The sequence below is a fragment of the Nonomuraea sp. NPDC003560 genome (assembly GCF_042878785.1).
Lineage (GTDB): Bacteria > Actinomycetota > Actinomycetes > Streptosporangiales > Streptosporangiaceae > Nonomuraea.
The window spans coordinates 65799-78121 of record NZ_JBIAOF010000020.1; the positions used below are offsets into that span (position 1 = coordinate 65799).

Here is a 12323-nt window from a genome sequence, read left to right on the forward strand (position 1 = left end):
GGAGATCCCATGTCGTTCAACGCGATCCTGACCCACGACGGCAGCACCGCACTGATCACGCTGGAGGGCGAGCTGGACGCCCTGACCGCCGAGACCTTCAGGAGGGAGGTGGAGCGCGCGGCCGAGGCCGCGGCCGAGCTGCTCGTGCTGGAGATGTCGCAGCTCAGCTACATGTCCTCGGCGGGGCTGCGCGGGCTGGTGTTCGCCCGGCAGAAGCTGGCCGACGACGTGCGCATCGTGCTGGTCGGCGCCAACGACGCCATCGAGCAGACCATCCGGCTGGTCGGCTTCCACCACAGCGTGGACTTCAGCGATGCGATCCCCGAGTAGGCAGGCGATGGAGCGGCTCAGGCGCCCCGCCGAGCCCGAGTCGCTGGACGAGCTGATGGCCTACGTGCAGACGCTGAGCGCGCTCGGCGGGCTGACCCGCACGCGCGCCCACTGGCTGCGGCTGGCCGCCGAGGAGCTGATCGTCAACATCATCACCCACGGCCACCGCGACCGGCCGGGCGAGCTGGAGCTGACCGGCGGGGTGGAGCCGGGCCGGGTGTGGCTGCGCCTGACCGACTCGGCGCCGCCGTTCGACCCGACCGCCTACGAGGCCGTTCCCGACCTGGACCGGCCGCTGGGCGAGCGGCGGCCGGGCGGGCTGGGCGTCTACCTGGCCCGTACGGTCGCCGACCAGGTCCGCTACGAGTACAGCTCGGGTCGTAACCAGACGACCATCATCATGAACCGCGTCTAGGAGGTACCGATGGATGCGGAGGTGACCCTCGTCGTCAGTGGCCCATCACCAGCAGCGGAAGAGCTGTGCCTGCTGCTGGCCGCCGACGGCGCTCCCGTGGCCAGGCGCACCCCCGAGCAGCTGCTGGCCGAGGCGCCTCCGCCCACCGGTCTGCTGCTGGTGAACGCGAGCCTCGACGTGGAGGTCGTGCGCGAGGTGACGCGGGTCGTCCAGGCCGGCGCGCGGCCGCCCGTGGTGGTCGCGTTCACCGACGGCGACCTGCGTCAGCTCGAACCGCACGTGCTGGCGGGGCTGGACTACGTCGTCCCGCCCTTCGTGCCGGAGCTGCTGCACCGCAGGCTGCGGGCGGGCCAGGTGTTCGGCCGTTTCCCGGGCGCCGAGGAGGAGGCGCTGCTGAAGTACGAGCGCGAGCTGCAGATCGGGCGGGAGATCCAGGCGGGCTTCCTGCCCGACGCGCTGCCGGCCCGCGCCGGCTGGCAGCTCACGGTCCGGTTCCAGCCGGCCAGGGAGGTCGCGGGGGACTTCTACGACGCCCTGGAGCTGCTGGGCGGGTCGCGGATCGGGCTGGTGGTGGCCGACGTGTGCGACAAGGGCGTCGGCGCCGCCCTGTTCATGGCCCTGATCAGGACCCTGCTGCGGCACACCGCCGCGCACGTGGGGACCGGCGAGGCCGACACCGTCCAGGACGACGCCACGCCGCTGCTGCGCGCGGTGATCGCGACCAACGACTACCTGACCGCCAACCACCTGCGCCAGGGCTACTTCGCCACGCTGTTCTTCGGCGTGCTCGACCCGGTCACCGGCGCGCTGGTCTACATCAACTGCGGGCACAACCCGCCCATCATCCGCCACGCGGGCGGCGGCCACACCCTGCTGCGTCCCACCGGGCCGGCGCTGGGGCTGGTGCCCGACTCCGTCTTCGAGGTCGGCAGGGCCCACCTGGACCAGGGGGACCTGCTGTTCGCCTACACCGACGGCGTGCCCGAGGCCAGGGACGAGTCCGGCCGCTTCTTCAGCGAGGAGCTCATGCTGACCCTCGTCTCGCAGCCCGCCACCGGCGCGGACGACCTGCTGGACAGGCTCGAACGGGAGATCAGCGCGCACATCGGGTCCGCCGAGCAGTTCGACGACATCACCATGATCGCTCTACGTAGGACACCCACGGGGAAGTACGGACAATGAACGAGATCGCCGGAATCGCATTGGCGGGCGGACAGGGTCTCAGGGCCCGGCCGCTCACCCTGGAGGCCCCCGGCCACCTGCGGAGCAAGGCCACGGTCTGCTTCGCCGGACGGCCGGTCATCGAATGGCAGATCATGGCCCTGCGCGACCAGGGGGTCAGCGACTTCTATCTGATCGCCAACGGCCGGGAGAACCGCTACCAGGCCAAGGACGTGCTCGGCCACGGCGAGGGGCTGGGCGTGCGGGTGCGCTACTCGCGGCCCCGGATGGACTGGACCAACACCGGTTCCGGCGAGGCGACGCTGAGCAGCCTGGACTACTGGGAGCTCGACGGCCTGGCGCTGGTCTTCCCGACCGACTCGCTGTTCGAGTTCGACCTGGACGAGCTGGTCCGCCGCCACCGCGACAGCGACGCGGTGGTCACCGTGGCCGTGGTCGAGCGGCCGGCCGAGGAGGTGGCGGGCAAGTACGGCACGATGGTCACGGACGCGTCCGGGCAGATCCGGCGTTTCGTGGAGAAACCACCGCTGGCCGAGGTGCACGCCCTGGCCGCCGACCCGGCCCGGGTGCCCGTCAACGCCGGGCTCTACCTGGTCGACTGCGGGCGGCTGCGGAAGCTGGCCGGGGAGCCGGCGCTGGCCGAGCTGGCCCGCCACCGGCTCGACTGGGGGCACGACCTGCTCCCGTGGCTGGTGGAGGCCGGGCACCGGGTCGGCATCGCGCCCATCGCCAAGCTGGGCGACCTGGGCAACCTGCGCGACTATCTCGGCACGCTGACCGACGCGCTGAGCGGCGGCTACCCGCACGTGCTCAAGGGCATGCTGCGGGCCTACCCGGGCAACGTGCGCATCCACGAGTCCTCGCTGCGCCAGCGGGACGCGACGTCGGGCATGACGCTGGCCGAGAAGATCAGCGCGGGCCTGGTCAGGATCGGGCCGAACGTGCACATCGGCCGGGACGTCGAGATCGGCCCCGGCGTGGTCGTCTCCGACTCCGCGATCGGCGACGGCGTCGACCTGCACACCGGGTGCCGGCTGCAGCGGGTGGCCTGCCTGGACGGCGCGATCATCGGCCCCTGGGCGCGGCTCACCGACACCCACGTGGGGACGATGGTCACCGTCGAGTCGTTCGTGGACTGCGTGACCGTGCTGAGCGGCTACAGCGCGCTGGGCAACGGAGTGACGGTTCAGGCCGGCGTGCGGCTGTCCGGGGTGACGGTGTACCCGGGGCTGACCGTGCCGGCGCACTGCGAGGCCGCCGCCGGCACCTCGTTCGAGACCATCGCCGACCTGCAGGACGCGTGAGACATGACTGAGACGCTGGTGTTGACCGAGATCTCCGAGATCGCCGCGGGCCGCGTGCCCGTCGTGGGCGTCCGGCCCGTCGTGGCGGGCGGGTGCCGGCCCGCGCGCGCGGTGCCGGGCGAGCCGTTCGAGGTGTCGGCGACGCTGTTCCGGGAGGGGCACGGCGTGGTGGGCGCGAACGTCGTGCTCACCGACCCCGACGGCAAGCAGGCCGCCTGGATCCCGATGGCGGCCGTCTCCCAGGGCTCCGACCGGTACGCGGCCGAGGTGTCCGCCCACCGGGAGGGCGAGTGGACGTTCCGGGTGGAGGCGTGGAGCGACCCGGTGGCGACCTGGCTGCACGTGGCCGAGGTGAAGATCCCCGCCGCGATCGACGTGGCCGTCACGATGGAGGCCGGCGCCCGGCTGCTGACCAGGGCCGCCGCCCAGCCCGAGGTGCCGCCCGCCGACGCCCGGCTGCTGCGCGTGGCCGCCGCGACGCTGCGCGACGGCGAGCTGGACCCCGAGGCGCGGCTGGCGATCGCGCTGGCCGAGCCGGTGCTGCGGACGCTGGCCCGCCGGCCGCTGCGCGACCACGTGACGGCCGGTGAGGACCTGCCGCTGCTGGTGGAGCGCGAACGGGCGCTGTACGGGGCCTGGTACGAGTTCTTCCCCCGCTCCGAGGGCGCCGTGGTGGATCCCACGGGATGTCACCCGCCGCGCTCGGGCACCTTCCGGACCGCGGCCGAACGGCTGCCCGCCGTCGCGGCGATGGGCTTCGACGTGGTCTACCTGCCGCCGATCCATCCGATCGGCCGGACCAACCGCAAGGGGCCGGGCAACTCGCCCATCGCCGGGCCGCACGACCCCGGCTCACCGTGGGCGATCGGCTCGGCGGCGGGCGGGCACGACGCCGTCCACCCCGACCTGGGGACGATCGACGACTTCGACTTCTTCGTGGCCAGGGCCGCCGAGCTGGGCCTGGAGGTGGCGCTGGACTTCGCGTTGCAGTGCTCGCCCGACCACCCGTGGGTACGGGAGCATCCGCGGTGGTTCGAGCACCGGCCCGACGGCAGCATCGCCTACGCCGAGAACCCGCCCAAGAAGTACCAGGACATCTACCCGATCTGCTTCGACGCCGACCCCGGCGGCATCCTGGCCGAGTCGCTGCGGGTGCTGCGCCACTGGATGGGCCACGGGGTGCGGATCTTCCGGGTGGACAACCCGCACACCAAGCCGGTGTTCTTCTGGGAACGCCTGATCGCCGAGATCAACCGCACCGACCCGGACGTCGTCTTCCTGGCCGAGGCGTTCACCCGACCGGCGATCATGCACACGCTGGCCGCGGTCGGCTTCCAGCAGTCCTACACCTACTTCACCTGGCGCAACGCCAAGCCGGAGCTGGAGAGCTACCTGGGCGAGCTGGCCGGGGAGGCGGCGGCGTACATGCGGCCGAACCTGTTCGTCAACACGCCGGACATCCTGCACGCCTACCTGCAGGAGGGCGGGCCGGCCGCGTTCCGGGTGCGGGCCGCGCTGGCCGCGACGGCCTCCCCCACCTGGGGCGTGTACGCCGGGTTCGAGCTGTGCGAGCGGGAGCCGGCCGCGCCGGGCAGCGAGGAGTACAAGGACTCGGAGAAGTACCAGTACCGGCCGCGCGACTGGTCGGCGGGCGGCACGCTGGCGCCCTTCCTGGCCGCGCTGAACCGGGTCCGCCGCCGCCATCCGGCCCTGCGCCTGCTGCGCAACCTGCGTTTCCAGCACGCCGACGACGACGCCGTGCTCTGCTTCGCCAAGCAGGCGGGCGAGGACACCGTGATCGTCGTGGTCAACCTCGATCCGCACCACGTGCGGCAGGCCACGGTGACGCTGGACCTGCCCGACCTCGGACCGTCCTTCCGGGTGCGCGACGAGCTGACCGGCGAGGTCTACCAGTGGGGGGCGCGCAACTTCGTGCGGCTGGACCCGTCCAGGCAGCCGGCGCACATCCTGACGGTGGAGCGGTGATGGACGTCCTGACCGGCGGGGGGCCGTCCGTGCTGGGCGAGCTGGACCTGCACCTCATCGGCGAGGGCAGGCACGAGGAGCTGTGGCGGGCGCTGGGCGGGCGCACCCGGACGGTGGGCGGCGTGGCGGGCGTCTCGTTCGCCGTGTGGGCGCCGGGCGCGCGCGAGGTGCGGCTGGTGGGCGACCTGAACGGCTGGGACGGCGCCGGGCACGCGCTGCGCCGGGCGCCCGGCGGCGGCCTGTGGGAGCTGTTCGTGCCCGGGGCCGGCGACGGCTGCCGGTACATGTACGACATCACCGGCGCGGACGGCCGGACCCGGCGCAAGGCCGACCCGCTGGCCCTGGCGGCCGAGCACCCGCCGCGCACGGCGTCGGTGGTGTTCACCTCGCGGCACCGCTGGCGCGACGGCGCGTGGCTGGCCGCCCGCGGCGACGGCCCGGCCCGCGAGGCGCCCATGAGCGTGTACGAGCTGCACCTGGGCTCCTGGCGGCGCGGCCTGACCTACCGCGACCTGGCCGAGCAGCTTCCCGGGTACCTGCGCGGCATGGGCTTCACCCACGTGGAGCTCATGCCGGTGGCCGAGCATCCCTTCGGCGGCTCGTGGGGCTACCAGATCTCCTCCTACTACGCGCCGAGCTCCCGCTACGGCACCCCGGACGACTTCCGCGCCCTGGTCGAGGCGCTGCACCTGGCCGGGATCGGGGTGATACTCGACTGGGTGCCCGCGCACTTCCCGCGCGACGACTGGGCGCTGGCCCGCTTCGACGGCGGCCCCCTGTACGAGCACCCCGACCCGCTGCGCGGCGAGCAGCCCGACTGGGGCACGCTCACCTTCGACCTGGGCCGCCCGCAGGTGCGCAACTTCCTCATCGCCAACGCCCTGTACTGGTGCGAGGAGTTCCACGTCGACGCCCTTCGCGTGGACGCCGTCGCCTCGATGTTGTACCTGGACTACTCCCGCCCGGACGGCGCCTGGCGGCCCAACGCGCACGGCGGCAGAGAACACCTGGAGGCGATCGCGTTCCTGCGGGAGCTGAACGACACCGTCCACCGGCGCTGTCCCGGGGTGCTGACGATCGCCGAGGAGTCCACGGCGTGGGAGGGGGTGACCCGGCCGACGTCCGCCGGCGGGCTGGGGTTCGACTTCAAGTGGAACATGGGCTGGATGCACGACACGCTCGGCTACATGCGGCGCGACCCGGTGCACCGGCCGTACCACCATCACGCGCTGACGTTCGGGCTGACGTACGCGTACGCGGAGGACTTCGTGCTGCCGCTCAGCCATGACGAGCTGGTGCACGGCAAGGGCTCGCTGGCCGGGAAGATGCCGGGCGACGAGTGGCAGCGGCTGGCGAACCTGCGCGCGTACCTGGCCTTCATGTGGGCGCATCCGGGCAAGAAGCTGCTGTTCATGGGCCAGGAGTTCGCGCAGCGAAGCGAGTGGTCCCATGACCGCGAGCTGGACTGGGCGCTGCTGCGCGACCCGCGGCACAAGGGCGTGCGCGACCTGGTCAGGGACCTGAACCGGCGCTACGCCGCCACCCCCGCGCTGTGGCGGCTGGACTGCTCCCCCGGCGGCTTCACCTGGATCGACGCCGACGACGCCGGTTCCAGCGTCTACTCCTTCGTGCGCTGGGACCGGTGGGGGGCGCCGCTGGTGTGCGTGAGCAACCTGTCGCCGGTGCCGCGGCACGGGCACCGGCTGGCGCTCCCCTCCGGCGGGCGCTGGCACGAGGCGCTCAACACCGACGCCGCCTGTTACGGCGGCGGGAACCTCGGCAACCTGGGCTCGGTCACCTGCTCGGAGGGGGGTGCGGTCGCCGAGGTGCTGCTGCCGCCGCTGGCGACGCTCTGGCTGGTCCCCGGAGAGGAGGCGTCGGAGCGTCAGCGGTGAGGCGGCCATGGCGGAGGAGGCGTCAGAGCGTCAGCAGTGAGGCGGCCATGGCCTTGTTCACCGCGTCGAGGCGGGAGGTGGCGTCGAGCTTGGTGAAGATGTTGCGCAGGTGACGCTTGACCGTGCCTTCGGCGATCATCAGCCGGGTGGCGATCTGGGCGTTGCTGAGGCCCTGGGCGGCCAGGGACAGCACGCTCAGCTCCCGCTCGGACAGCTTCCCGGCGCGCGGCCTGCCGGACATCATCAGGCTCTCCCGCGACACCGACAGGACCACGCGCTCGGCGTCCGCGCAGACGCCGCGGATGGCCTGCACCAGCTCCTCCCGGCCGACGCTCTTGAGCAGGTAGCCGCGCACGCCGTGGGCGATGAGCTCCTGCACCAGCACCGGGTCGTCGTACATGCTCAGCACGATGACGCGGGACCGGGGCGAGACCCGGTGGATGTGGGTGGTGGTGCGCACGACGCCGTCGCCGGGCATCTCCACGTCGAGCACCACGACGTCCGGCCGCAGCGCCTCGGCCGACTTCACCGCCGCGCGCGCGTCCCCCGCGGTGGCGACGACACGAAGGTCGGGTTCGAGCTCCAGCGTCTGCTTGAGCGTCTCCCGCAGGATCGTGTGGTCGTCGGCGATGAGGACGTCAATGCTGCCTTCTCTTTGCATCCGATGTTTCCTTCGGCCGCTCGTCCCGGACAGGCCGGACAGGGGCACGGAAGACGACCTCGGTGCCCTTCCCGGGGGTGCTCTCTATGGTCACCAGGCCGCCCAGAGCGACCCCGCGCTCGCGCATGGAGGTCAGGCCGTGCCCCTGTTTCGCGCGCCAGCCCGAGAAACCCCGGCCGTTGTCCCGCACAATTGCTGTGATCCGGTCGTGCGCAATCTTGACGCACACTTCGAGCAGGTCGGCGCCCGCGTGGGAGATGCTGTTGGTAATGGCTTCGCGTAATATCAGGAATAACTCGTCCCGAATGCGCGGAGGCAGGCCCTCGACATCGCCGATAAGGGTGATTCGATGCTCCAGCCGCGGGTCCACAATGGTCGTCATCAGCCGCACAAGCGCTTGCTCCATTCCCGGCCAATGGGCGTGAACGCGCAGGTCGGATATGACGTCTCGGATTTCCTGGTGGGCTCTCAGCAGCGCGGCCTTCGCCTCCTTCACATGCACCGGGAAACCGTCCGTACCACGTGCGTGACCGATTTCGGCGAGCTCCAGCTGCCGGCTCGCCACGCTGATCTCGTGGCCCACCCGATCGTGCAGGTCGCGGGAAATTCGCCGCCATTCCCGGGCGTCGCCGCGGCCGCCGTCCGTCGCCCCGGCCAGGGCCCCGGGAGAGCGGTCCGTACTGGCCTTGAGCCGGGCCACCATCAGGTCGAGGAGCTCTTCCGCCAACTCCGCGCACTCGCCGGGAGCGGCCCCGGAAGTTGATTCTTCAATTTCGCCGCACAGCTGTGCCAAGATCGCAGCCTTATGGGCCTCGATCCGTTCGGCTATCACAACCGTGGGCTGGATGTTGCACTGCACTGGTCATCCCCCGTAGTGTGTGTCGCCTTACTCAGTCACCGGCGCAGATCCCCGCATCATATGATCACATGATTCCGGCGGATGCAAGAGTGCACTCCAGACTCATCGGGCGGCAAGTCCTTTACCCGCACATCCTGACTGAGGCCGCGTGTGATGTAATACCGGGTTATCGATGAGCACCCGGTAGATGCCTCCGGGAGTACTCCCTTTAATACTCCCGGACAGCTCCGCTGCCACCTTGGTGTTACTCTCTTGTGCGAACCAAAACTTAACTGCGATCCTGACCGCGTTCGCCATTACGGATCTTCTCTAATGCAGGTGAGGGGCGGTCATGAGAGAACTCGCGGTGAACGAGCGTGAAGAGTTCGCAGAATTCTTCGGTACGATATTCGGTTCGCTGCCGCGCTCCGACCAGCGTAGCGCGGCCGAGTCGTACGTGCTGGGGCTGCTGCACGCGGGCGGGCGCAAGTCCATCCAGCGCATCGCCGACGAGGTGGGCGGCCCGCACAACGGCCAGTCGCTCCAGCAGTTCGTCAACCAGAGCCGCTGGGACCCGCGCCCGGTCCGCCGCACCGTCGCCGACGTGCTGGCGGCCGGCGCGCCCCCGGCCGCGTGGCTGGTGGAGGAGGTGGCCTTCGCCAAGCACGGCCGCTGGTCGGCGGGCGTCGAGCGCCAGTACGTGCGCGGCCTCGGCCGCACGGTCAACTGCCAGGTGGGCGCGGCCGTGCTGATGAGCTCGGGCGAGGCGGCCGTGCCGGTCAACTGGCGGTTGTGCCTGCCGCAGTCGTGGGAGGCCGACCACGACCGGCGGGCCCGGGCGCACGTGCCCGACCAGGAGCGGCACCGGCCCTTCGGCGAGCACGTGATCGACCTGGTCGACGACCTGACGCTCGACTGGGGCACGCCCGTCGCGCCGCTGGTGGCCGACCTCACCCACGTCCGGGGCGTCGCCGACCTGCTGCGCGGCCTGGAGGACCGCGGCCTCGACTACGTCGTCGAGGTCGACGCCCGCCACCGGGTCCGGGCCTCGATGAGCGTGGTGCGCGGGGGCGGCCCGCGGGCCCGCGTCACGCTGGCCGAGGCGGCGCAGGCCGCGGCCGGGGCGGAGCGGCGCACGGTGGCCTGGTGGGAGGGGCCGCGGGGGCGGTCGCTGCGTTCGCAGTTCGTCCTCCTGCCGGTCTCCGACGACCACGCGCGCTCGCGCAGGCTGCTGGTGGAGTGGCCGCTCGGCCGGCCGCGGCCGCGGGCGTTCTGGCTGACGAACATGTCCGTGCCGGCGCAGGAGCTGGTCGCGCTGGCCAAGTCCCGCTGGCGGGCCGCGCACGCCATCGGCGAGCTGGCGGGGGGCTTCGGGCTGTTCGACTACGAGGGCCGTTCCTTCCACGGCTGGCACCACCACGTCACGCTGGCCTCGGCCGCCTACGCCTTCGACGTGCGCTGGCGGCTGGCCGCGGGCGCCGAGCCCGCGCTGCTGCCCGCGTGAGCACCCGCACGACGTACGAGGAGTCACACCGCTCGATGAAGCCGAAAGCAGACAAGCAAGTCACCTGGGTCGAGCTCTTCTTCGACCTGGTGTTCGTGTTCGCCGTCACCCAGCTGTCCGACCTGCTCCACCGCGGCCACGGCTGGGGCAGCGTGGGGCAGGCCGTCGTCGTGCTGGTGCCGACGTACTGGGCCTGGGTGGGCATGGCGGTGCACGCCAACACCCGCGACGTCAACAACACCCCCGACCGGCTGGGCATCCTGGCGCTCAGCCTGTGCGGCCTGTTCATGGCGCTGGCCACCCCCCTGGCCTACGAGGAGCGCGGCCTGATGTTCGGCGCCGCCTACTTCGCCCAGCGCTCGCTGCTGGCCGCCCTGTACTTCCGCGGCCGGCCGTTCGAGCTGGTCAACCCCTTCACGCTCTCGGTGTGCGTGACCGGGCCGCTGCTGCTGGCCGGGGGCCTGCTGGACAGCGGCGCCCGGGTGTGGGTCTGGGCCGCGGCCGCCGCCATCGACCTGGCCGCGCCGGTGCTGACCCGCAGCCACCTGGTGCGGGTCAACTTCCACCCCCATCACTTACCCGAGCGGTTCGGCCTGTTGCTGATCATCGCGATGGGCGAGCCGATCCTGGCCATCGGCGCGCAGGCGTCGGCGGCGCGCCCGCTGGCCGTGGGCTCGATCGGCGCGGTCGCCGCGACGTTCGTGCTGGCCTGCGCGCTGTGGTGGGTGTACTTCATCTTCGCCGCCGAGTCGCTGCCCAAGGCCCTGGACGAGGCCGTGATCCGCACCGACCTGATCCGGCGGGTCTTCTCCTACGGCCATCTCGCCTTCATCGGGTCGATCATGGCGATGGCGGTGGGCATGGCCGAGGTCGTCTCCCATCCGGGCCAGGTCTTCGCCCCACCCGTGACCGCGCTGCTGTTCGGCGGCTGCGCCCTGTACTTCGCGACGTTCTGCTACGCCCGCTGGCACATCTTCGGCAAGTGGTCCGGGCCGCAGCTCGCCATGCCGGTGGCCAGCCTGGCGATCATCCCGATCGCGTTGCAGACGCCGGCGCTGCTGTCCGTGGCCGCCCTGGTGCTCGTGGTGATGACGTTCAACTTCCTGGAACATTCGCGGGCCAGATCCGAGTCCGACGCCTTGACTTAGCGCGCGCTCTAACCGGCAGGGTGAGGGCGGCGGCGCCCGTCGTGCGGGCCGCCACCAGGACCTGAGCCGGGTGGACAACTGAGGAGCGTCATGAAGAATCCCGCTGTTCGAGTCGCGGTCGCCTACCTGGTGTCCGCGGTCGTCGGCGCCGTGATCATCGGCTCGTTCGTCGGAGCGCTGCACCACCCGGTTCCGCACGGGGTGCCGCTCGCCGTGGTGGGTCCCGACGCCGCCCGGCTGGAGCAGGCCGCGGGCGGGGCCGTGGACGCGCGCCCGTACGCCGACGCGGCCGGCGCGCGGGCGGCGGTGCTCCGGCGCGAGGTCGAGGCCGCCTACCTGGCGGGCGAGGGCAGGCTGCTGGTCGCCAGCGCGGGCGGCGACACGGCGGCCCCGCACTTCACCGCCCTGATGCAGCGCGCCGCCGGACGGCAGCTCGCGGTCGAGGACGTGCGGCCGCTGGCCGAGGGCGACTCCTCCGGCGTGTCGGGCATGTTCTACGTGCTGGGCCTGCTGCTGACCGCGCTGGCGACGACCGTGCTCACCATGCGCATGCAGCCGATGATGCACCGGGGGCTGCGCCTCGCGGTGCTCGCGCTCGGCGCGGTGACCGGCGGCCTGGCGCTCACCTGGGTCGTCGACGGCCTGCTCGGCGCGCTCACCGGCGCCCCGCTCGGGCTCCTGGCCGTCTCCTGCGCGGTGATCTTCCTGGTCTCGGTGGCGGTGAACGGGCTGATGCGCCGCTTCGGGCCGCGCGGCGTGATCGCGGCGGCCGTGCTGTTCATCCCGATCGGCCTGCCGGCCAGCGGCGGCCCGTTCGGCGCCGCGTTCATCGAGCCCTGGTACGCGGCGCTCGGCTACGTGCTGCCCACCCGGTCGGCGCTCGAACTGGTGCGCAGCGTGGTCTACTTCGACGGCGCCGCCCTGGCCGTCCCGCTGACGGTGCTCGGGCTGTGGGCGGTGCTCGGCCTGGCGCTGATGGCGCTGCCGCCGCGCCCGATGCCCCGGCCCGCCGCGCCCGCCACGCCCGCGGTGCCCGTCGCCGGGGCTCACTGACCGCCGG

General features: G+C 72.1%; 11 protein-coding genes. 9 read left to right on the forward strand and 2 right to left on the reverse strand.

The genetic code is table 11. The features are described 5' to 3' along the window. Positions 1-9: 9 nt before the first annotated feature. The 6 genes from ACFYUV_RS48470 to glgB are packed head-to-tail and all read left to right on the forward strand — an operon-like array spanning position 10 to position 7112. Positions 10-330 carry an anti-sigma factor antagonist gene (locus ACFYUV_RS48470; protein WP_352329001.1) on the forward strand — a complete coding sequence of 107 codons (321 nt, stop codon included), beginning with the start codon at positions 10-12 and terminating at the stop codon, positions 328-330. Then, complete coding sequence (locus ACFYUV_RS48475; protein ID WP_387682309.1) at positions 314-745, forward strand: ATP-binding protein; 432 nt, start codon at positions 314-316, stop codon at positions 743-745. Before ACFYUV_RS48470 ends, ACFYUV_RS48475 begins: the two co-directional genes overlap by 17 nt. 9 nt (positions 746-754) lie before the next feature. Then, entirely contained in the window at positions 755-1927 is a 1173-nt protein-coding gene (locus tag ACFYUV_RS48480; RefSeq protein ID WP_358297562.1) for a PP2C family protein-serine/threonine phosphatase, read from the forward strand. Beyond that, complete coding sequence (locus ACFYUV_RS48485) at positions 1924-3231, forward strand: NDP-sugar synthase (RefSeq protein ID WP_358297565.1); 1308 nt, start codon at positions 1924-1926, stop codon at positions 3229-3231. Before ACFYUV_RS48480 ends, ACFYUV_RS48485 begins: the two co-directional genes overlap by 4 nt. Positions 3232-3234: 3 nt before the next feature. Then, on the forward strand, positions 3235-5217 hold the full coding sequence (locus ACFYUV_RS48490; protein ID WP_387682311.1) for an alpha-1,4-glucan--maltose-1-phosphate maltosyltransferase: 1983 nt from the start codon (positions 3235-3237) through the stop codon (positions 5215-5217). Next, complete coding sequence (glgB, locus tag ACFYUV_RS48495; RefSeq protein ID WP_387682314.1) at positions 5217-7112, forward strand: 1,4-alpha-glucan branching protein GlgB; 1896 nt, start codon at positions 5217-5219, stop codon at positions 7110-7112. Before ACFYUV_RS48490 ends, glgB begins: the two co-directional genes overlap by 1 nt. 22 nt (positions 7113-7134) lie before the next feature. Here the strand turns inward: glgB and ACFYUV_RS48500 are convergent, their stop codons facing one another. Together ACFYUV_RS48500 and ACFYUV_RS48505 are read right to left on the reverse strand one after the other, a co-directional pair. Then, the gene (locus ACFYUV_RS48500; RefSeq protein WP_358297574.1) at positions 7135-7773 is read right to left on the reverse strand and encodes a response regulator transcription factor; all 639 of its coding nucleotides are present in this window, start codon (positions 7771-7773) and stop codon (positions 7135-7137) included. Then, complete coding sequence (locus ACFYUV_RS48505; RefSeq protein ID WP_387682317.1) at positions 7751-8632, reverse strand: sensor histidine kinase; 882 nt, start codon at positions 8630-8632, stop codon at positions 7751-7753. The genes ACFYUV_RS48500 and ACFYUV_RS48505 overlap by 23 nt, the downstream gene beginning before the upstream one ends. A 331-nt stretch (positions 8633-8963) precedes the next feature. Between ACFYUV_RS48505 and ACFYUV_RS48510 the strand changes: the two genes are divergently transcribed. From ACFYUV_RS48510 to ACFYUV_RS48520, 3 genes are all read left to right on the forward strand, one after another. After that, positions 8964-10115 carry an IS701 family transposase gene (locus ACFYUV_RS48510; protein ID WP_387682320.1) on the forward strand — a complete coding sequence of 384 codons (1152 nt, stop codon included), beginning with the start codon at positions 8964-8966 and terminating at the stop codon, positions 10113-10115. A gap of 35 nt (positions 10116-10150) precedes the next feature. Further along, on the forward strand, positions 10151-11263 hold the full coding sequence (locus tag ACFYUV_RS48515; RefSeq protein ID WP_387682322.1) for a low temperature requirement protein A: 1113 nt from the start codon (positions 10151-10153) through the stop codon (positions 11261-11263). A 90-nt stretch (positions 11264-11353) separates the two neighbouring features. Beyond that, positions 11354-12316, forward strand: coding sequence for a hypothetical protein (locus ACFYUV_RS48520; protein ID WP_387682325.1), 963 nt, complete (start codon positions 11354-11356; stop codon positions 12314-12316). Positions 12317-12323: the final 7 nt, after the last annotated feature.

Coding starts and splice junctions, on each gene's coding strand:
- ACFYUV_RS48470 (WP_352329001.1), top strand. CDS start 10: ATGTCGTTCAACGCGATCCTGACCCACGACGGCAGCACCGCACTGATC.
- ACFYUV_RS48475 (WP_387682309.1), top strand. CDS start 314: ATGCGATCCCCGAGTAGGCAGGCGATGGAGCGGCTCAGGCGCCCCGCC.
- ACFYUV_RS48480 (WP_358297562.1), top strand. CDS start 755: ATGGATGCGGAGGTGACCCTCGTCGTCAGTGGCCCATCACCAGCAGCG.
- ACFYUV_RS48485 (WP_358297565.1), top strand. CDS start 1,924: ATGAACGAGATCGCCGGAATCGCATTGGCGGGCGGACAGGGTCTCAGG.
- ACFYUV_RS48490 (WP_387682311.1), top strand. CDS start 3,235: ATGACTGAGACGCTGGTGTTGACCGAGATCTCCGAGATCGCCGCGGGC.
- glgB (WP_387682314.1), top strand. CDS start 5,217: ATGGACGTCCTGACCGGCGGGGGGCCGTCCGTGCTGGGCGAGCTGGAC.
- ACFYUV_RS48500 (WP_358297574.1), bottom strand. CDS start 7,773: ATGCAAAGAGAAGGCAGCATTGACGTCCTCATCGCCGACGACCACACG.
- ACFYUV_RS48510 (WP_387682320.1), top strand. CDS start 8,964: ATGAGAGAACTCGCGGTGAACGAGCGTGAAGAGTTCGCAGAATTCTTC.
- ACFYUV_RS48515 (WP_387682322.1), top strand. CDS start 10,151: ATGAAGCCGAAAGCAGACAAGCAAGTCACCTGGGTCGAGCTCTTCTTC.
- ACFYUV_RS48520 (WP_387682325.1), top strand. CDS start 11,354: ATGAAGAATCCCGCTGTTCGAGTCGCGGTCGCCTACCTGGTGTCCGCG.